Source organism: Bowmanella yangjiangensis (assembly GCF_018531185.1).
GTDB lineage: Bacteria > Pseudomonadota > Gammaproteobacteria > Enterobacterales > Alteromonadaceae > Bowmanella > Bowmanella yangjiangensis.
Genome location: NZ_JAHDJU010000002.1, coordinates 550,723 through 569,438 on the forward strand (window position 1 = coordinate 550,723; position 18,716 = coordinate 569,438).

At 49.6% G+C, this 18,716-nt stretch carries 18 protein-coding genes; 11 read left to right on the plus strand and 7 right to left on the minus strand.

Going from position 1 to position 18,716, the window contains the following annotated elements; all coding sequences use genetic code 11:
• Nucleotides 1-6 precede the first annotated feature (6 nt).
• From KJY73_RS12140 to KJY73_RS12150, 3 genes are all read left to right on the plus strand, one after another.
• Nucleotides 7-666, plus strand: a complete 660-nt coding sequence (locus tag KJY73_RS12140; protein ID WP_214344002.1) for an energy transducer TonB — start codon at nucleotides 7-9, stop codon at nucleotides 664-666.
• Between the two features lie 67 nt (nucleotides 667-733).
• Nucleotides 734-1,294, plus strand: coding sequence for a sigma-70 family RNA polymerase sigma factor (locus KJY73_RS12145; RefSeq protein WP_232848585.1), 561 nt, complete (start codon nucleotides 734-736; stop codon nucleotides 1,292-1,294).
• On the plus strand, nucleotides 1,287-1,862 hold the full coding sequence (locus tag KJY73_RS12150) for a hypothetical protein (protein ID WP_214344003.1): 576 nt from the start codon (nucleotides 1,287-1,289) through the stop codon (nucleotides 1,860-1,862). Before KJY73_RS12145 ends, KJY73_RS12150 begins: the two co-directional genes overlap by 8 nt.
• Before the next feature lie 35 nt (nucleotides 1,863-1,897).
• Here KJY73_RS12150 and folE read toward each other — a convergent pair whose 3' ends face one another.
• Complete coding sequence (gene folE / locus KJY73_RS12155; RefSeq protein ID WP_206593507.1) at nucleotides 1,898-2,452, minus strand: GTP cyclohydrolase I FolE; 555 nt, start codon at nucleotides 2,450-2,452, stop codon at nucleotides 1,898-1,900.
• 154 nt (nucleotides 2,453-2,606) lie between these two features.
• Here folE and KJY73_RS12160 point away from each other — a divergent pair, with 154 nt between their 5' ends.
• Entirely contained in the window at nucleotides 2,607-3,371 is a 765-nt protein-coding gene (locus KJY73_RS12160) for a DUF2982 domain-containing protein (protein WP_332874196.1), read from the plus strand.
• Between the two features lie 14 nt (nucleotides 3,372-3,385).
• On the opposite strand, the gene KJY73_RS12165 is transcribed toward KJY73_RS12160, so the two are convergent.
• Nucleotides 3,386-6,514 carry a hybrid sensor histidine kinase/response regulator gene (locus KJY73_RS12165; protein WP_214344004.1) on the minus strand — a complete coding sequence of 1,043 codons (3,129 nt, stop codon included), beginning with the start codon at nucleotides 6,512-6,514 and terminating at the stop codon, nucleotides 3,386-3,388.
• Nucleotides 6,515-6,714: 200 nt separating this feature from the next.
• Here KJY73_RS12165 and parC point away from each other — a divergent pair, with 200 nt between their 5' ends.
• Nucleotides 6,715-9,036, plus strand: coding sequence for a DNA topoisomerase IV subunit A (gene parC, locus KJY73_RS12170; protein WP_214344005.1), 2,322 nt, complete (start codon nucleotides 6,715-6,717; stop codon nucleotides 9,034-9,036).
• Here parC and KJY73_RS12175 read toward each other — a convergent pair.
• Complete coding sequence (locus KJY73_RS12175; RefSeq protein ID WP_214344006.1) at nucleotides 9,028-10,026, minus strand: YeiH family protein; 999 nt, start codon at nucleotides 10,024-10,026, stop codon at nucleotides 9,028-9,030. The two genes, parC and KJY73_RS12175, sit on opposite strands and share 9 nt — an antisense overlap.
• Nucleotides 10,027-10,118: 92 nt before the next feature.
• Between KJY73_RS12175 and KJY73_RS12180 the strand changes: the two genes are divergently transcribed.
• The 3 genes from KJY73_RS12180 to KJY73_RS12190 all read left to right on the plus strand — a co-directional run bounded on the left by KJY73_RS12180 (nucleotide 10,119) and on the right by KJY73_RS12190 (nucleotide 13,934).
• Nucleotides 10,119-11,006 (plus strand): LysR family transcriptional regulator, encoded by an 888-nt coding sequence (locus KJY73_RS12180; protein ID WP_232848586.1) that lies wholly within the window; start codon nucleotides 10,119-10,121, stop codon nucleotides 11,004-11,006.
• A gap of 93 nt (nucleotides 11,007-11,099) precedes the next feature.
• Nucleotides 11,100-12,473: an SPFH domain-containing protein gene (locus KJY73_RS12185; RefSeq protein WP_214344007.1), complete on the plus strand. Its 1,374-nt coding sequence runs from the start codon at nucleotides 11,100-11,102 to the stop codon at nucleotides 12,471-12,473.
• 171 nt (nucleotides 12,474-12,644) lie between these two features.
• A complete protein-coding gene (locus tag KJY73_RS12190; protein WP_214344008.1) occupies nucleotides 12,645-13,934 on the plus strand; it encodes an amidohydrolase family protein in 1,290 nt (429 codons plus the stop codon).
• A 32-nt stretch (nucleotides 13,935-13,966) separates the two neighbouring features.
• Here the strand turns inward: KJY73_RS12190 and KJY73_RS12195 are convergent, their stop codons facing one another.
• Nucleotides 13,967-15,115 carry an HD domain-containing phosphohydrolase gene (locus tag KJY73_RS12195; RefSeq protein ID WP_214344009.1) on the minus strand — a complete coding sequence of 383 codons (1,149 nt, stop codon included), beginning with the start codon at nucleotides 15,113-15,115 and terminating at the stop codon, nucleotides 13,967-13,969.
• 205 nt (nucleotides 15,116-15,320) lie between these two features.
• Between KJY73_RS12195 and KJY73_RS12200 the strand changes: the two genes are divergently transcribed.
• Both KJY73_RS12200 and rraB read left to right on the plus strand, forming a co-directional pair.
• On the plus strand, nucleotides 15,321-16,046 hold the full coding sequence (locus tag KJY73_RS12200; RefSeq protein WP_214344010.1) for a 1-acylglycerol-3-phosphate O-acyltransferase: 726 nt from the start codon (nucleotides 15,321-15,323) through the stop codon (nucleotides 16,044-16,046).
• A 66-nt stretch (nucleotides 16,047-16,112) separates the two neighbouring features.
• Complete coding sequence (gene rraB, locus KJY73_RS12205; RefSeq protein WP_214344011.1) at nucleotides 16,113-16,460, plus strand: ribonuclease E inhibitor RraB; 348 nt, start codon at nucleotides 16,113-16,115, stop codon at nucleotides 16,458-16,460.
• Between the two features lie 24 nt (nucleotides 16,461-16,484).
• Here rraB and KJY73_RS12210 read toward each other — a convergent pair whose 3' ends face one another.
• From KJY73_RS12210 to KJY73_RS12220, 3 genes are all read right to left on the minus strand, one after another.
• Nucleotides 16,485-16,676 (minus strand): hypothetical protein, encoded by a 192-nt coding sequence (locus KJY73_RS12210; RefSeq protein ID WP_214344012.1) that lies wholly within the window; start codon nucleotides 16,674-16,676, stop codon nucleotides 16,485-16,487.
• 94 nt (nucleotides 16,677-16,770) lie between these two features.
• Complete coding sequence (locus tag KJY73_RS12215; RefSeq protein WP_206593517.1) at nucleotides 16,771-16,977, minus strand: hypothetical protein; 207 nt, start codon at nucleotides 16,975-16,977, stop codon at nucleotides 16,771-16,773.
• A gap of 199 nt (nucleotides 16,978-17,176) precedes the next feature.
• Entirely contained in the window at nucleotides 17,177-18,028 is an 852-nt protein-coding gene (locus tag KJY73_RS12220) for an SPFH domain-containing protein (protein WP_214344629.1), read from the minus strand.
• 123 nt (nucleotides 18,029-18,151) lie between these two features.
• On the opposite strand from KJY73_RS12220, the gene KJY73_RS12225 reads away from it, so the two are divergent.
• Nucleotides 18,152-18,709 (plus strand): lipid-binding SYLF domain-containing protein, encoded by a 558-nt coding sequence (locus KJY73_RS12225; RefSeq protein ID WP_214344013.1) that lies wholly within the window; start codon nucleotides 18,152-18,154, stop codon nucleotides 18,707-18,709.
• The last annotated feature ends 7 nt before the right edge of the window (nucleotides 18,710-18,716 follow it).

The following is an 18,716-nucleotide window of genomic DNA, read 5'->3' on the forward strand; positions in this document are numbered from 1 at the left end:
TTATCTATGCAACCCAAATGGAGAAACGCCATGCTAAGCCACTTTACTGCTACTTCATTCGCAAATACCGCTGTTAAGGCCCTGATTATTACGTTACTGGCCAGCCTGATCACTTTTGCCCTGTTTGTATTGATGGATGTGCTGACCCGTATCGAGCAAGATGGGCCTATAGACAGTTCCCCTGTGGTTGTTGTCAACGCGGTTTTTGAACCTGAGAAGCAAATTACTCAGGAGAAAAAACCTTTATCACCGCCACCTGAGCATAAAGTCATGCCTAAACTGACTAATCTTACCCCAGTGAGTGATGATCTTGAGCCGGGCATTGGTGACTTTGTCCCTGACGTAAAGCTGGGAGAAGAGTTGGGCGAAATTCCTGTGTTTAGTGCCTCGGAGGGGCAGGCAACTCCCATGGTGAGATTCGACCCAAACTATCCCATGGAAGCATTACGCGATGGTATCGAAGGCTGGGTTAAATTGGTGTTTGATATAGACCCCAGCGGCAAGGTGGAAAATGTGCGGGTGCTTGAGTCGAACCCGGCCCGGATCTTTGACCGTGAAGCCCGACGGGCATTGTTACGCTGGAAATACAAACCACAGATTCGAAATGGACAGGCCATGGCGCAAAGCAATCAGGTGGTACTGTTAAGTTTCAATTTGAACCAATAAGCTAAGTCTTAGGATGGTTAATAATGTGTGTCTGGTGTCAGAGGCGCATTGGTCGTTAAGGAAAGATATGACGCTAAGTATCGCAATCAAATCCTTATTGCATATTGAGCTCAGCAACGAAGAGTTGATGAGCCGCTATGTGCTAAGCGGTGATGCGAGTTTGCTGGCGAAGCTTTACGATAATTGTGCCAGGGATTTGTATCACTTTCTGTTAACGCTGTCAGAGCCTGAGCTTGCCGCGGATATTGCGCAAAAGTCCTGGCTTAGGGTAATGGAAAAGCGCCACTTGTATCATAGTAATGGCCAGTTTAAAGCCTGGCTGTTTACTCTGGCACGCAATCTGTTAATGGACGAATACCGCCGCACTAAGCGCTATCCATTGTTGGAGGAATGCGAAGTCCGTGATCAAGGCAGTCAGGATAAGGTGGATGGAAACCTACTTAAGGCTTTTTCACAGGCCCTCGAAGCTCTGCCTTTTTATCAGAGAGAGGCTTTTATGCTGTATCAGGAAGGATTTGGTGTACAGGATATTGCCCTGATCACAGGGGATAATCAGGAAACCATCAAAAGTAGACTGCGCTATGCCAAACAGCAGCTTCGTCAACAATTGGGAGAATGTTGTGAATAAAGATGAGCAACTGAAAGCCCTCTATCAACAGCGTAAAGAACAGGTTAAGGCGCCTCACTCGACCCGACAGTTGTTGTTGAACAAAGCCCAGGCTGAGCAGATCAAGCCGGGCTACAACCTGTGGAACTGGACGCTCGGTATCAGTTTGTGTGCTGCACTATTGGTATTGTTTCAATTTGTTGGTATCACACACCAACAGCTACGACCTGAGTATGAGGTGATTCAGGTGCATCGGCTGAACGAAGAAAAGCAACCTGGTGAACTCGCGGCTTTAGTTGCCGAGCAAACCCGTGTTGAGCATGCTGACAACTATGCCCGATATATACAGGGTCAGCAGATATTGACAGCACACCACAAGCGCCTGGCCAGATTGTTGAATACCGAAGACGGTTGGGGTTTGCAAACCTGTGATAAGGAGTTGGTGCTGTTAACCGCACAACTGGTTGAGCAGATGCACAATAGTCAACAACTGCCAGCGCAGCTCAGTCAGGGGGACACGGTGGAAATTGCCTTTGATGCTGACGGACGGATAGTAAGTATCAAAGCTGCGCCGGGTTTGCACTGCTAAGCAAATAGTTTGAGCGGGACTGTCGCCCGCTCTGGTTATTTGCCGATCAGGCGCAGGAATTCATCACGGGTGGCCTGTGATTTACGCAGCCCGCCCAGCATCACCGAGGTGACCATAGAGGAATTCTGTTTTTGTACGCCGCGCATCATCATACACATGTGCTTGCCTTCCATTATTACGCCTACTCCTTTGGCGCCAGTGACTTCTTGTACGGCTTCGGCGATTTGTTTGGTCAGGCCTTCCTGAATCTGCAGTCGGCGGGCAAACATATCCACTATACGGGCAAACTTAGACAGCCCAAGAACTTTCCCATTTGGCAGATAAGCGATATGGCAGCGGCCGATAAAGGGCAGCATATGGTGTTCACATAAGGAATAGAATTCAATGTCCTGTACGACTACCAACTCATCGGTATTAGATTCAAAGATAGCGCCGTTAACCACTTCATCCAGTGACTTATGGTAACCGTCGGTAAGAAACTGCATGGCTTTGGCGGCACGCTTTGGGGTATCCACTAATCCTTCGCGGCTGACATCTTCACCCAAAAGCGTGATGATCTGCTGATAGTGGCTGTTCAATTGGTCTGACATCAATTCATCTCGTTGCTATTGATGGCTTTAATACGCAAAGATCCTTACTTTGGATTGCGCCACCCGGGAAAATTGCCGGATTATAGCGCAATCGTGATGTCGGGTCAGGAATTTGTCATATGTCAGAAAGACAATCAGGGTGGTGGCGGTCATTGTGGCACACGGATTGTGTGCGTTGCCGGCAGATACGTGCAGCAATAATTTGGGGGCTTTTGATGTATTTACTCGTGATGCTTTGGTGGTGAGCCATATGGATATCATTCAGATTCGTGCGGGGGCCAAGCGCAATGGCTTCAGCTTGTGTTTGTTCGGCATTATCGGTTTGCTATTGTCCGCCTTATGGTTGGCCTGGTTACCTGAATGGCTAAAATTGGCTGGTATTTTCCTGACCAGCGCATCGTTGGTAACGATTTTAATTGGCTGGCTGAAGGTCAGAGAGCCAGTGTTCAGCTTCGAGCTGTCCCGTCAGCATCTGAAATATCTGCATCGATTTGGCCATTGGCAACTGGAGTGGGGCAATATTCAGCGGGTCGGTATTCCTCGTGTCAGACGCGGGCTGGAGCATCAGGATATGGAGCTGATAGGTATTCGCTTGAAAGACTATGAGCCTTTGTTAGCCTGTATTTCCCCGCGCTTGGCCAGTAACATTCTAATGCAGCAACGGCCGCTGTTATTGCAGGATGAGGATTGTAAAACCGGTCAGTGTTATAGCGAGACGCTATTGGAAAAGGACAGTTACAAGGGCAACAGCGGCAAAGAATATCGGGGAATAGTGGCGATGTTTGCCAACCGTATGACCCGTATTCGCGAGGTGCTTGGCTATGACCTGTTTGTGTTTGCGTCTGAGTTTGACAGATCTCAGGAGGAATTTGTCGCTTTGCTTAATGCTTGCCAGCAGCAGTCTTTAAAAGACGGATAAGCTAGCAACGGGCCTTAGGCGGGATGCTGCGTCTCTCCAAAAGAGCCGCCTTGTAAGAACTCCAAGCCTTGTTCTTCCACTTGTAGGCATTCCCGATAAAAGCTTTCAAGTAAGGTTTTGACCTCGGCGATATGCCCGGTTTTTAGATGTTCCTCCAGTTCCTGACAGAGGGTTTTAAGCTTGGGCACACCGGTATAGCAACAAGCGCCGTGCAGTTTGTGTATTAAGTACTGCAAATGCGCCTGATCCCCTGCCTGTGCAGCGGCTTTAATCTGACTATGCATGCTGGGCAACTGCTCGATAAACGCATCCAACATTTGTCTGGCATGGTGCGGATTATCGTTGGCCAGTTGCATGGCTTGTGCCCAGTCCAGGCTCTCTTCTGAGGTGGGCTGACACCAGCGCTTAATCAGCTTAATCAGATCATCAAAATTGATAGGTTTGGGTAGATAGTCGTCCATGCCGGAATTAAGCAGTTTTTCTTTTTCTTCGCGAAACGCATGGGCTGTCACAGCAATAATCGGGGTGCCACGATTTAAGTGGGTTTTACGGATCATGCGGCTGGCCGCCAGACCATCAATACCCGGCATTTGCACATCCATCAGTATCAGATCAAAGGCTTCTTTCTCGCAGCGATCAGCGGCATCCTGACCATTAAAGCTCAGTGACAGCTCCACCGGCGAGTCACGCAACCAAGTGGCCAGCAACCTCAGGTTAATCTCCATATCATCCACCGCCAATACGCTGGCTTTCGGCAGGCTTTTGAGCTGACGTGAAAAATTATCGTTTTGGATTGGTGTGGGTGGGTGCAGCAAGTTTTCCAGCTTACCTAGCGTCAGCGGCCGTTCAATCCGTCTTTCAAACATGGCGAGCATCATGTCTTGCTGGCTTGGCCTTGGGGCACTATCAAGCAGAACTTTGTGTCTGGCGCGCAGCGTTTCTAATGAGGCGAGTTTGGCCTGATAGCTGTGACATTGCTGCTCAGGGCAGGATAAAAACAGATAATCAAAAGGACCGGTTTGCATTGCCAGATAGTCAAAACTGTCACAACTGGTCACCACTGCGCCCAGAGCTTTAAACATGCGCCCCATGGCCTGACGTGCGGGTGGGTAGGCTTCGTAAATCAGCACCTGTTTGCCTTTCCAGCGGCTATAGGGTGATAGCGACATCTTCTGACTTAACTTATTGACCCGCAGCTTGACGGTAAACTCCGTCCCAGCACCTTGTTCGCTATGCAGTTCAATGCTACCCCGCATTAACTTAACCAGTTCCTGACAGATAGCCAAACCTAGGCCGGTTCCCTGGTATTCGCGGTTAATAGCACCATCCAGTTGCGAGAAAGCGGAGAACAGCTTATGTCTGTCTTCCCGGCTGATACCTATGCCGGTGTCTTCAATCTTAAATACCAGTTCATACAAACCGTTGGCCTGGTCTTCGCCTTTTACCGCCAGACGCACATGCCCGTGACGGGTAAACTTGATGGCATTGCCAACCAAATTGGTGAGTACCTGGCGAATACGGGCGGCATCACCAATCAACTTTTTCGGTAAGGGACTCAAGTCGCTAATAAGTTCCAGTCCCTTGGCATGAGCCGAGCGCGCCATTAACCCCGCCAGCTCTTCCAACAGTTCTGTAGGGCAGAATGGCTCGTTATTGATCTGCAACTTACCTGCTTCAATTTTGGAGAAATCCAGTACGTCGTTGATGATATTTAGCAAGTTGTTGGCGGACGCATTGATGATTCGTACGTGTTCCTGCTTCTCGGTGGGCAAGGGCGTATTGGCTAATTCCTGGCTGAATCCCAATATCGCGTTAAGCGGGGTACGGATTTCATGGCTCATATTGGCCAGAAACTGGGACTTGATCTTGCTGGCCTGGATCGCTTGCTTGCGGGCAATATCCAGGCGCGCATTTTGTTCTTCAATAATTTCCATGTTATTGCGCAGATCATTGGTCACCAAGTCAACGGAATGGCTGAGTTGCGTCTGGCTTTTTTCCATTAGAGCCAGGGAAAACAGCACGGCCTCCAGAAAAACGCCCATCTGGAAACAATAGGTGGTCAGGAAGTTGGTGGGTAGCCAACCTATCAGCCCCAGTAAACCGGCCAGAGCGGCTGTGAGCAAAATGCTCCAGGCAAATACAAAGTAACGAGCTGGTTTAAATTGGTTGGCGTAGCTTTCATAGCCAGCATATAGGTAGCTGCTAATGGCCAGCATGCTAACCAGATAAACAGCGCCATTTTGTATACCGGCATCCAGAAAGTTGCCCAGTGACGCCAACCCAAGCAGTATCTCTATGCCAATCAAGGCAATGATTATTCGCCCGGCCTTAGGAGCATTCTGCTTGGCATCAAGAAAGCTGTAAGTGAAAATACCTGCAGTTACCGCAATAACCAAAAACAGCAGATCGGTGTGTTGATTTAGCCAGTCAGCAACCGGCGATTGCCAGTAAACCTGAATGTGTCCACCCCAAACAAATTGCCATATCAGCACCGTGGCAATATAAGTGCAATAGACCAGCAGACTGGTATCTCGCAAACTGATAAATAATGTCAGGTTGTAGAAAAGCAGCACCATTAAGCCACCGTAAAACACGCCCCACAGGATGTTTTCCAGTGCCTGCTTTTTCATATGTAGTGATTCAGAGGAAAGGGTAACAGGTACTACTCTTGCCTCCGCATCACTTTGTATACGGATATAGAGGTCCAATCTTGTTGCGTAAGGGAGGGTGGCCTCCATGGAGGGGTATCGGAATCGCTGCTCTGCTTGCGCTTTACCCTGCTTGCTATGGGCAATGATTTTGCCCTGTGCAACCAGGTAGATATCCACGTTATCATTCTGCGCATATTTGACATCGACCAACCAGACAGGCTGTTGGCTGACATTACTGAAGCTGGTAGTAAACCAGATTGCTTCATCGCCGAAACCGTAGTTAGGGTTGTGTTGCGCTGGCCACTGAAAATCGCGGCGCATAGCCAGCACTTGCTCAATGGTTAACCCGCCATCAGCATCTATCAGTATTCGCATCTGATCGGTTAGGCTGTGGGTTTTCTCGGCATCAATAAGTTGCAGGCTGGCCTGGCCCACAGCCGACAGGCTGAACAGCAGACAAAAACACAGCAACAAATACTTGGCCAATCCCATGATTTAAGCAGCTATACGGTGAGTTGAGAATTCAGGAGGCTTATTTAAGCATTGTCCACAAGGGGATACCAATGTTAAGTTGCCATTTTATTAGCGTGTGCCGTGCGGTGGATATTCTGTCTGGTTAAATTAGCGGTAATGACCCACTGACCCAACACGCCACCCACTTCCCGAAGTTAATCTCGTAAAGCAAGAATTCTATGAGCCAAGAAATCAGTATCAGTGCCGATGGTATAGAGCAGTTGCCCCTGCGGCGTTTTACCGAAGATGCCTACCTGAATTATTCAATGTACGTCATCATGGATCGGGCACTTCCACATATTGGTGATGGCCTTAAACCTGTACAGCGTCGCATTGTTTACGCTATGTCTGATCTGGGACTGAGCGCGACCGCCAAGTACAAGAAATCTGCCCGTACTGTGGGTGATGTATTGGGTAAGTTCCACCCCCATGGTGATTCCGCCTGCTATGAAGCCATGGTGCTGATGGCCCAGCCATTTTCCTACCGCTATCCGCTGGTGGATGGTCAGGGCAACTGGGGAGCGCCAGATGATCCCAAATCTTTTGCCGCCATGCGTTATACCGAAGCGCGCTTATCCCGCTACAGTGAGTTGCTGCTAAGTGAACTCGGACAAGGCACGGTAGATTGGGTACCCAACTTTGACGGCACCCTTAAAGAGCCTAAAGTGCTGCCAGCCCGCTTACCACATATTCTGATGAACGGCGTAACAGGCATTGCGGTAGGTATGGCCACCGATATTCCGCCTCACAACTTACGCGAGCTGGCGCAGGCTTGTGCCTACTTGCTGGATAACGGCAAGGCCCAGGTTGAAGAGCTGATGCAATTTGTGCATGGCCCGGATTATCCTACTGAAGCTGAGATTATTACGCCTAGGGATGAGATTCAGAAGATTTACGAGTCGGGTCGGGGCTCCATCAAGGCGCGAGCTGTATACGGTGAAGAAAATGGCGAAGTGGTGATTACTGCGTTGCCGCATCAGGCGTCAGGCGGCAAGATTCTTGAACAGATCGCCGCTCAGATGCAGGCCAAAAAGCTGCCCATGGTGAGTGATTTACGCGATGAATCCGACCATGAAAACCCCACTCGTTTGGTGATAACACCGCGCTCTAACCGGGTTGACGTAGAACAGTTGATGCAGCATTTGTTCGCGACGACGGATTTGGAAAAGAGTTATCGGGTCAATCTGAATATGATTGGTCTGGACAACCGGCCCAAAGTCAAAGACCTGAGCACTATTCTCAGTGAATGGCTGGAGTTTCGTCGCGATACAGTGACCCGTCGTTTGCAGTATCGTTTGGAAAAGGTGTTGGCCCGACTGCATATTCTGGAAGGTTTACTGATTGCCTTTTTGAATATCGATGAAGTCATTCACATCATCCGCACCGAAGAGGAGCCTAAAGCCGTATTGATGGCCAGATTTGGGCTAAGTGATAAACAAGCCGAAGCTATTCTTGAGTTGAAGTTACGTCACTTGGCTAAGCTGGAAGAAATGAAGATCCGCGGTGAGCAGGATGAATTAGCCATTGAACGTGACAAACTGCAGGCGATTCTTGGCTCTAACACCAAGCTTAAAAATCTGATTAAGAAAGAAATCCTGGCAGACGCCGAACATTATGGTGACGACCGCCGTTCACCTATCATTCAGCGGGTTGAAGCCAAGGCGCTGTCGGAAAAAGAACTAGTGCCCTCGGAAGCGGTAACCATCGTTCTGTCCGAAAAAGGCTGGGCACGCTGTGCCAAAGGCCATGATGTGGATGCCCCTGGTCTTAGCTATAAGGCAGGTGACCAGTACCTGGCCTCGGCGAAAGGGCGTAGCAATCAACAGGCCGTGTTCCTGGATTCTTCAGGGCGAACTTTTGCCTGTGATGCCCATACCTTGCCATCCGCCCGTAGTCAGGGCGAACCATTAACCGGTCGCTTTAATATTGTTGGCGGTGAGAGCTTTGAACATGTGGTGATGGGCAATGATGACGACCAGTATTTACTGGCGTCAGACGCTGGCTATGGCTTCATTGGCAAGTTCGCTGACATGGTCAGTAAGAACAAGGCTGGTAAGGCCTACCTGAGTCTGCCTATGGCAGCCAAAGTGATTACGCCGCAGCGTGTACGCAACTTACAAAGCGATTACTGCCTGGCTATCTCCAATGAGGGGCGGATGCTGATGTTCCCGCTCAAGGATTTACCTGAGTTGGGTAAAGGGAAGGGAAATAAGATCATCAGTATTCCTTCTGCCAAAGCTCAGGCCCGTGAAGAGTACGTAAAGGTGCTGGCCGTGGTGCCGGACGGTGCTCAGGTTAAGGTGCTGGCAGGCAAACGCGGCATGACCTTAAGTGCGGAAGATCTTAGTCACTTCCAGGGAGAACGAGGCCGTAGAGGGCATAAACTACCCCGTGGCTTGCAACGTGTAGATGGGATTGAGGTGATATTGCCCGACGGTAAAGCAACCGCCGTAGAGGCCGAAGAGCCGGGCAATGACGCTCCGACCCTGGATTTAAGTTAAAGCCAGGGTCAGGATTAGTCCACCGCCAATCAGCAACACAAATAGCGCCGCCGCCATCAGCAAGGGGCGGCGCCCTGCTTTTACGACATCAGTAATGCGGGTGTTTAGCCCCAATGCCAGCATAGCCATAGTCAGCATCAGCTCGTCGGCGTACCTAATCGCCGCGAGGTTATCACCTGACAGCCAATCCGCGGAGCTAATTAAACTACAAGCCAGAAAGCCCAGCGCAAACCAGGGGATATGCAGCCTTGTACCCTCTTCGCGCGGCTCACTTTGATGAAACCAGCCAAGCCACAGTAAAAAGGGGGCGAGTAGCATCACCCGTAGCATCTTTTCGATAACGGCCACCTGTTGCACAGGTTCATTGATGGCACCGGAAGCGGCCGCGACTTGAGCGACTTCATGCACGGTAGCGCCAATCAGCAAACCCAACTGGTGCTCAGTGACAGGTAGTAAGGCATACGCCAAGGGATAGAACAGCATGGCCAGGCTGCCAAACAATACCACACAGCCTATGGCAACTGAGACTTTTTCGTCACTGGCTTTGAGCTGTGACTGACAGGCCAGCACCGCCGCTGCGCCGCAGATAGCACTACCTGCCCCCACCAGCAGACTGGTTTGCTTATCCAGTCCCAGCTTCTTACCCAGCCATAGCGCTGTGCTGATGGTGATGGTTAGAATCAAGGCTGCTAAGAGCACGCCACTGATTCCGACCTGCTGAATCTGGTCCAGGCTTAAACGAAAGCCGTATAGAGCGATGGCGAGGCGCAGCAAGGGCCCTTTAGCCCACTGCACTGTGTTACTGAATCGGGTTTCCAGGTGCTGATAGCCAAAGTGTCCTAGCACCATACCCAGCAATATTGCCAGCATAAGCGGTGATGCCGTCACCCAGCCAAGTTGATTAGCAGTAATGCATGCCCAACTGAGTAATCCAAGTAACAGGAGGGCGGCAATATGGCTGAGGCGAGAAATAGGCAGAGAAAGCGACATACAACATCTCCTTTGGAGAACATTGGTATATCTTAGAACGGTATTTTATATAAGAATAATGTATTAATTTCATAAAAATATGAGTTGTAGTTATGTATTTGAATCTGCATCTACTCAGGATCTTTATGCATGTGGCGGAACTCGGGAGCTTTTCCCGCGCCGCTGAGCAATTGGCTATCACCCAACCCGCCGTATCAAAAGGCGTAACGGAGCTGGAAAGCCAATTGAGCCTGGCCTTACTGGAGCGCACCAGTGCCTCTCTGAGAGGACGGCGTCAATGGCAGCTAACTGAGCATGGCCGGGCTTTGCTGGAACATGCCAAAGGTATCTTTGCGTTGGAGCGCGCTGCTATTGATGACTTGCAGGCCCGGCTTGATTGCCAGCGCGGCCATCTTCATCTGGGCGCGAGCAGCACCATTGCTGGATATTGGTTAGCGGACGTTTTTACGAGATTTTGTGCCCAGTATCCAGATGTTCAGGTGAGCGCTATGTCGGGCAATACCGAGGAAATCTGCCAGGCACTGCTGGATTGCAGGTTAGATTTGGCACTGGTTGAGGGGCAAGTCAGCGACCCTCGGATTGCCGTCAGCCATTGGTATGATGAGCCGTTGAAACTGGTTTGCCCGGCAGATTGGCAAGTAAATGGTAAAAATCTGAATAGGTTGCGTTGGCTGTGGCGGGAACCCGGCTCAGGTACCCGAAGCTGGATGGAGCAACACCTTCAGGATGCTGGCATAGTGCCTGAATCAAGCCTGGAAATTGGCAGCAATGAGGGGATCGCACGCGCTGTGGCCGCGGGGCTGGGGCTGTCTATTCTGCCACTGAAAGTTTGTGAGGAATTACTTACTCTGGGGCGTCTGCAAGTTCTGGATACAGCCTGGAGCAAGAGTCTGTATCGTCCCTTGTTTTTATTGCAGCTTCAGCAGCGCCCCTTGTCTCCCTTGGCTCAGGCATTCAAATTCATGTTAAGCACAAATTAATATTGAAGAAAGCCGATAGGTACTGCTATCTTCCATGCACAAAGCCGCTGGATTGCGGCGGCAGACTATTAAATTTAAATCAGGGAAGGGTCTATGTCTGAGCTTGCCAATAAATTCGTTTTTCCTAAATCAATAGCAGTCAAAGCCGGTGCTGTCATTGCCAGCTTAATCCTGATCTTCGCCTTCATTTCTAACTCGGTGTTTTATGCTGAGCCTGGTTACATCTATCACGTCCGCACTGTGACAGGCAATGAAGAGGTTGTCACCGATGTCGGTTACCAATTCTTTCCTTTTGGCCGATATAACTCGTGGAAACGTGCGATGACTGTTCAATCTGTGCGAGGTGCAGACGCTGATGATATTCACCCGGAAAAAGACTCAGATAATGCGTCCGCTACCCTACCGCCTATGAGCATTATGTTTCTGGACCAGGTTGACGCCCACGCCGAAGCGACAGTGCGCTTTTCGATGCCAACCGACCAACAGTCTTTTCTTAAACTTGCCCATGAATACCGTTCGCCGGAAAATTTGCTGCGTACCGCTTTAATGCCGGCTTTTAAGGAAACCCTGCAGGCTAATGCGTCACTAATGACAGCGGAGGAGTACTACTCAGGCGGCCGTACTCAGTTTAACTCTGAATTTGAGAATCAAATGAGTCGTGGCATTTTTCTGGTAAAGCGTCAGGAAGAAACGGTCAGCTCCATGAAACGAGCGGCCGGCAGCGCTAATGTTGCCTTGGGTACGCAGCAGGAAGAGTATGGTGAAGACAGTAAAACCATATTTACCGTGAAGAAAATTCTGAATGCGGATGGTCAACCGCAGCGCAAAGAGCAGCGTTTCCAGCACTTCGGGATTACCGTGGTATCGGCTTTGGTAACCGACATGCGCCCCAACAACAAATTTGTTGAACGTATGCAATTAAAACAAAAGGCATCGGCTGATCGTGCTATTGCCCGGGAACAGCGGGTACAGGAAGAAGAGCAGCGTTTGCTTGCTATCGCAAGGGGAGAGCGCGAAGTGGCGGAACGCCAGGCTAAAGCTAAGGTTGAGCAAATTGAGAAAACCACTGATGCTGAAACTGACAAGCAATTAGCTATTACCTCAGCACAGAAACTGCGAGATCAAGCCGCTATCAGTAAGGAAACAGCGCAGATTGAGCTGGAGAAAGCCATGATAGAAGCTGAAACGGTACGTACCTTAGCGGAAGCCGAAGCTTACCAGAAAAAGGTTATATTGCAGGCCGACAATGCCTTGGCACAAAAACTGGACGCCGAAGTGAAGATACAGCAGCTCTGGGCCGACGCCTTCGCCCGCCGCCAGGTACCGACCTATGTTTTCGGTGGTGGTGAATCCGGCGCACCTACTGGCAGTGATGCTGAGGCAAAGGTGTTTATGCAGATGCTGACATTGGATGCGGCTAAACGCCTTAGCTATGACCGCGAGCTGAATAAGAAAAAAGGGGATTAGATCTGGCAGCTTGGCCAATTTGAAACCGCTAAGCTACCAGTGCCTATATTGATGAATGTATCAGGGGGGAAATTGCCAGGGGGATTGATAAGATCTGGAATTAGATTTGCGCTATTTTGGTGCTGCGCGACATTTGCTTTAGCTGCACACAAAGCGGAAGAGTACTTGGTCATGCCTCGTCAGTCTGTTGCGCTAATAGGTGTCGACGTCCTGAGCAGCAAGGGTGTCCTGCGGGCGCAAACCATTCTGTTAGAGGATGGCCGAATCTCAAAGATTGGCCCTGGTCCTGATGTATCTGTGCCCGAACATGTAAAGACACTGAACTTGCCAAACCATACAGTTATTCCTGGTCTTGTTGGCATGCATGACCATACCCATATGCCAGGACAGACCTTTATGGGGGCAAGCGCTTCCAGATTGTGGTTGGCCAGCGGCGTAACTACAGTGCAGACCGCCGGAAGTGCTGATTTTTCGTCAGAACTGGCGTTAACTGAAGCCATTAGAGCGGGGGACGTTGCAGGCCCCAGAATTTTCCCAACGGCCCCCTATCTTACTGGGCCAGATGGTAACGGGCCAATGGCCAAACCGAAGACACCGGATGAGGCTAGACAGCTGGTTCGCGATTGGTCCGCGTCTGGGGCAACATGGTTTAAGCTATATCGCCATATTCAACCTCATATTGCCGAGGCAGTGATCGATGAGGCTCATAAGCTAGGACGTAAGGTAACCGGCCATTTATGTTCTCTCACATTTAGTGAAGCAGCTCGGTTAGGTATAGACAGTATCGAACATGGTTTAATCTCTGCTTCAGACTTTATTGCGGAGAAGACTACAGGCCAATGTATCTCGACCCGGTCTACATTGGCCGGATTGGAAATGGATGATCCAAGAATAAAACTGCTAATCGACCTGCTGGTCGCAAAGCAGGTCACCTTATCTTCAACTTTGGCGATTATTGAATCCCATTTTGCTCATCGCCCACAGGCAGATGAGCGCAGTCTGGTGCTTTTGTCTGAGACCTGGCGGGAGCAATACGAAACACGTCAGCATCGCCTTAGACAAACCGGCGGTCAACTACCTCCCTCTGTTTTAGGTAAACTAATGGCCTTTGAAGTGCAATTCTCTAAGGCCGGAGGGCGGCTTGTAATGGGGCCGGATCCCGGACGACATGTGCTGCCCGGCTATGGCAACCAAAGAGGATTTGAACTGCTGGTCGAAGCTGGCTTTAGTGTGCATGAAGCATTAGAAATTGCTACTGCAAATGGAGCGGAAGCCCTTGGCATAGGGGAGGAGGTTGGCCGTATAGGCGAGGGATACTTGGCAGATCTGGTTATACTTGAAGGTGACTTATCTGCTGACCCTGGCGTTATTCGTAATGTAAAACTGGTAATAAAGGGGGGCGAACTATACTCTCCCGCCAAATTGCTAGCTGGCTTGGAAGGCAAGTTTGGCCCTCAATAGAAGGTAGAGAGCTACGGCTATTGATGTTTACCTTATTCTTGTCTGAGCAGCAGACTGGCCATGGCTTGATTAAATACCATTATCCAGTTGGGACAAAACTGACCGGGGGCAACGCGGTTGATCTCCATCACCGCACGCTTTTTCGGGCGCTTTGTGTGAGTGTCATGGGCGCGGGCGTGGGTCAGGGCATCAAAGGTGTCAACAATCGCCAGAAGCTTGGCACCTTCGCAAATATCCGCATCTTTTAGACCCAAAGGGTAACCAGAACCATCAATGCGTTCATGGTGTTGGATAACGATTTTACGTGCCTCATTCCACTGATCAAGGTGTTCAAGTAATCGTGCACTTTTATAAACGTGAGAGCGCATCAGATTAAATTCAGCTTGCTCCAACGGGGTATTCTTGTGCAGTACTTTTAATGGCATAAAAGCCATGCCAAAGTCATGAACATAACAAGCCACCGCCAACTGGTTGGGGTCAACTGGATTGCCTTTGAGTTTATTCAGATAGAGCGCCAACCTGGCAATACGGTCACCTCGTCCACGCCAATACTGAGAGCGGCGCTCCACCGGCTCCATCAATTCCCGGAAGAAGATAATATCCCTATGTTCATCGTCATCATGGTCGCCATGCAGACCAATGTCATCCAGTGCATCGCCGCTGCTTTTCTCTGTTGTTGCCACAGGTGCTTGTGAAGCAGAAGGATGGGCATCCAGAGTTGGGTCCAGTAACAACACTGACTCAGCCAGCAGCTTCTCATGCTCTTGGGGGTTATCTGGTTTAATGCGGGCGATTTGTTTAACCAGCAGCTGATAAAGGCCTTCGTCGTATTGGGCGCTACCGGACTTAATGCAACTTTGTACAAAGAGCTTTACCCTGTCCATGGTTAGCAATACCAGGTCGCTCATGGTGCTGGTGTAGCGAATCTGCCCTTTACGCAGGTAATCCAGCAAATCTTCAACATGCTGGAGTAAGGGGATCATGGGGGTGAAATTGACTAAGCCCAAATCCCCTTTGATAGTGTGAATAGAGCGAAACAGTGCACGTTGCAGTTCGTTATCCTGAGGTTGCAGCTCTAATTCCATCAGCGTTTGTTCGCTGGCCTCATAGAGCTCGTTGATCTCCTCTAACAGGTCATTAAGGATATCGTTGTCCAAATCATCATGTCGGAATGTCTGCATGCTGCTGCCTTACTCTTCGCATCATCAGCGAAACTATCTTGTGTCACAGAGTGTAATCGGACTGTGAGATAGTTTCATCACCTTTGACGCGCTTTGCCTAAATGGCTGAGCATCCTGCTGATACCAAGATGGATATTACTGATCAGATATCCTCACGGATGAAAAAGGGTATACTCTGCGACCTGATTGATTCTTGGGTGTTGCTGTGCTTGCTCTGATTCGTATCCCGCTGGTTTTGCTCTATTTCGTCGTCGTTAATCTGTTGTTGTTATTGATCTGTCTGGTCAGGCCGTTTCATCGTGACAATGTGCATCACGGCGCCCGACTGTATGCGGGTATTTCACGTTTATTGGGCGTGCGGGTTGTGGTGCGGGTTGCAGAGGAAGTAAAAGCCGGTGGCCCATATGTGTTTATTGGTAATCACCAGAACAGTTATGACTTAATTACTATCTGCGCTGCCACTCAGCCAGGCACTGTGACTGTTGGTAAAAAGAGCCTGGTGTGGGTGCCTTTAATGGGGCAGATGTATTGGTTGTCGGGCAATATCCTGATTGACAGGCTAAATAGCAGTAAAGCCAGCAGTACCCTTAAACAAACCATTCGTAAAATTAAGCAACGTCGTATATCTGTGTGGATCTTTCCTGAAGGTACACGCAGCAATGGACGTGGGCTACTGCCGTTTAAAACCGGGGCATTCCGAATTGCCCGGGAAACTAACGAACCTGTATGTATGATTTGTGCCAGCGAACTACACAATAAAATTAAGTGGAACCGCTGGAACAATGGCGTGGTACTGGTTGATGTTACCGGGCCTGTGGTACTGGATGACAGCCGCGAGTTGAAAGAATGGACACAGTATTTTTATCAGCAAATGCAGGACAAGCTTGACCAACTGAACAAAGAAGTTGCCGAACTGGAAGCCAAGTCTTGATGTTGATTGGCGATAGCGCAAAAGCAAGCTAGACTGCGGGCAATTTACTACTGATGGGACACAACAATGAGTGCCGAACTTAACGAATGGTATGAATTCAATCAGGAAACCATTGAAGCGCTGTTAAATGACGGCAGCAATGCCGAATTGCCGCATTCCATTGAGTATCATTTTGCCAGCGATAACTTTGACCGCCTGGAAAAGGCCGCGGTTGACGCTTTTAAGGCGGGCTTTGAGGTGGGGGATGCCGAAGAGTTGGTGCTGGACGACGGCGGTACCTTGTTCTGTTTTGACGCGGTCATTGAACGCCCGCTGGAGCTGGACGTTATCAACAAAGACACTGACACCTTGCTGGCCATTGCCGATAAGCATGATGTGCACTATGACGGTTGGGGTACGTACTTCGTCGAGTAACTCCCCCCTGGCCGTGTTCTTGATCTAGTGAATTCCCACTGGGACTATTGTTGAGAACTCGGCCTGACTTTGGACCTGTTTAGCAACGTCCTGCCCTTGAGCTTCCGCCAGTAAGGCGGCCATAGCATCCATAATATCCAAAAACTGAATAAGCTGACCTTCATTCAAGGTTACTGATAACTTTTCAATGTTATTGATCAAGGCTTTAGTGGTCATCGGACACTCCGTCAAAATTCTGTTGCTCGAGGCTGAATGACCTTATCAATTCAAAAGCCGTGCCAGATGATTTGGTTTTTGTGCTTTCTTCTTTTTACTCGTCCTGTGGGCTATCCGGCGATTTTTCTTCCACCTCTGTAACGACTTTTTGCACTAGCTTGACCCTACCCTGGCGCACTAATGCATCGCGAAGTACATACTCTATTTGCGCATTCAGGCTACGCAGCTCATCGTCTGCCCAGCGCTGCATAGCGGCAAGGACGTCGGCATTAATGCGAAGTGGATAGGCTTTCTTAGACAAACTTATACCTTAAAATTGGCTCGTAACTGATGGGTAACAAATTCCATAGCGGTCAGTGGTGACTATGTAGTCGATATGTTCAAACTGGTGTGGGGCCATTAGAACAACGACGTCGCAAGATGTCTCCACTGCTGGTTTAATCTTATTATACGCTGATTCAGCGGCGGTAAGGGTGGTTACCACCGCCAGTAAGCTCAGGCTAGTAAAGGCTGCCAGCATTGATCACTGGCTGAGTATGCTTATCGCCACACAGCACTACCAATAAGTTGCTAACCATCACTGCTTTACGCTCTTCATCTAGCTCCACAACGTCTTTTTCACGCAGTTTATCCAATGCCATTTCCACCATGCCGACAGCCCCTTCCACAATGCGCGTGCGCGCCGCAACGATGGCACTGGCCTGCTGGCGTTGCAACATAGCGCTGGCAATCTCCGGGGCGTAGGCCAGGTGGCTGATTCTGGCTTCATGTACTGTTACGCCGGCCTTATCCAATCGATCCTGAATTTCTTTCTTCAGGCTGTCAGAAATGGTTTGAGGGTGACTGCGAAGGGCAATGGCATCTTCCTCCTGTGGATCGTATGGGTAAGAACTGGCCATATTGCGCAGAGCAGATTCGCTCTGAATATTGACAAAACTTTCGTAGTCATCGACTTCAAATACCGCTTCTGCGCTGTCGCTGACCGACCATACCACTATGGTGGCGATTTCGATGGGATTACCCTGGTTGTCATTTACCTTGATCTTGCCGCTCTCGAAGTTGCGGATACGTAGTGACACCGTGCGGCGGTTAAATAGTGGGACAGTCCAACGCAGTCCGTTCTTTTTGACCGTACCAACATAGGCACCGAACAAGGTCATAACTTTGGCCTGGTTGGGTTGTACCATCATAAAGCCAGCCAGGGCACCTGTGTTCAAACCCAGCAGCACAAGACTAATGATGGAAGTGACATCTGTTAGCTTACCTATTTGGGGTATAGCAATGACGAGTACGGCAAGCAAGATGGCGATTACCACATAACCATTAAGTGAAAATCCAGTTTTCTCTTTAATCATTTTTTGACTCTATATGATATCAATGTGATATCACTTTAGGTGGTGGGCAGCTTACTTGCAAGTTTTTTTCTGCTGCTTATGCTGTTTACTCTGTATTCAACGAAAGAGAGAAAACCAACAATGTTTAGACTTGTTAGCTCAGTTGTCATCGCTCTGCTGCTTGTTGCTTGCACATCGACATCGCAAGAAACTGTTGGCCAGCGTCGTGCAGAAGTACAAAAAATGGTTCAGGAAACCGTGTCATCTGTGCAAAAGCATCAGTCCAATATCCGTCAGAAGATGGCTAGTGCACCTGGTTATGCGGTGTTTAGTAACGCCAATGTGAATGTCATCCTTGCCAGTTTTTCTGGTGGTTATGGGTTGGCGCATGACAATGCCAGTGGCAAAGACATCTATATGAAAATGGGGGAGGCAGGGATTGGTTTAGGACTGGGTGTGAAGGATTTTCGGGCGGTGTATATTTTTAAAACCCGTAAAGCCTTTGACCGTTTTGTGGAAAGCGGCTGGATGGTCGGAGCCCATGCAGATGCTGCCGCCAAGGCCGATGATAAGGGCGGCGCTGCAGCGGCGGAAATTGTCGCCGACGATGTTGAAATTTATCAACTAACAGAAGCGGGGTTAGCCCTGCAAGCGACCATTAAAGGCACCAAGTATTGGCAGGATGATTCTTTGAACTAAGGTTTCC

Excerpts from the sequence above, each read along its gene's own strand:
- KJY73_RS12185 (WP_214344007.1), top strand. The coding sequence starts at position 11,100 with ATGTCTGAGCTTGCCAATAAATTCGTTTTTCCTAAATCAATAGCAGTC.
- KJY73_RS12175 (WP_214344006.1), bottom strand. The coding sequence starts at position 10,026 with ATGTCGCTTTCTCTGCCTATTTCTCGCCTCAGCCATATTGCCGCCCTC.
- KJY73_RS12145 (WP_232848585.1), top strand. The coding sequence starts at position 734 with ATGACGCTAAGTATCGCAATCAAATCCTTATTGCATATTGAGCTCAGC.
- KJY73_RS12210 (WP_214344012.1), bottom strand. The coding sequence starts at position 16,676 with ATGACCACTAAAGCCTTGATCAATAACATTGAAAAGTTATCAGTAACC.
- KJY73_RS12140 (WP_214344002.1), top strand. The coding sequence starts at position 7 with ATGCAACCCAAATGGAGAAACGCCATGCTAAGCCACTTTACTGCTACT.
- KJY73_RS12225 (WP_214344013.1), top strand. The coding sequence starts at position 18,152 with ATGTTTAGACTTGTTAGCTCAGTTGTCATCGCTCTGCTGCTTGTTGCT.
- folE (WP_206593507.1), bottom strand. The coding sequence starts at position 2,452 with ATGTCAGACCAATTGAACAGCCACTATCAGCAGATCATCACGCTTTTG.
- KJY73_RS12190 (WP_214344008.1), top strand. The coding sequence starts at position 12,645 with ATGCCTCGTCAGTCTGTTGCGCTAATAGGTGTCGACGTCCTGAGCAGC.
- rraB (WP_214344011.1), top strand. The coding sequence starts at position 16,113 with ATGAGTGCCGAACTTAACGAATGGTATGAATTCAATCAGGAAACCATT.
- KJY73_RS12180 (WP_232848586.1), top strand. The coding sequence starts at position 10,119 with ATGTATTTGAATCTGCATCTACTCAGGATCTTTATGCATGTGGCGGAA.
- KJY73_RS12195 (WP_214344009.1), bottom strand. The coding sequence starts at position 15,115 with ATGCAGACATTCCGACATGATGATTTGGACAACGATATCCTTAATGAC.
- parC (WP_214344005.1), top strand. The coding sequence starts at position 6,715 with ATGAGCCAAGAAATCAGTATCAGTGCCGATGGTATAGAGCAGTTGCCC.
- KJY73_RS12165 (WP_214344004.1), bottom strand. The coding sequence starts at position 6,514 with ATGGGATTGGCCAAGTATTTGTTGCTGTGTTTTTGTCTGCTGTTCAGC.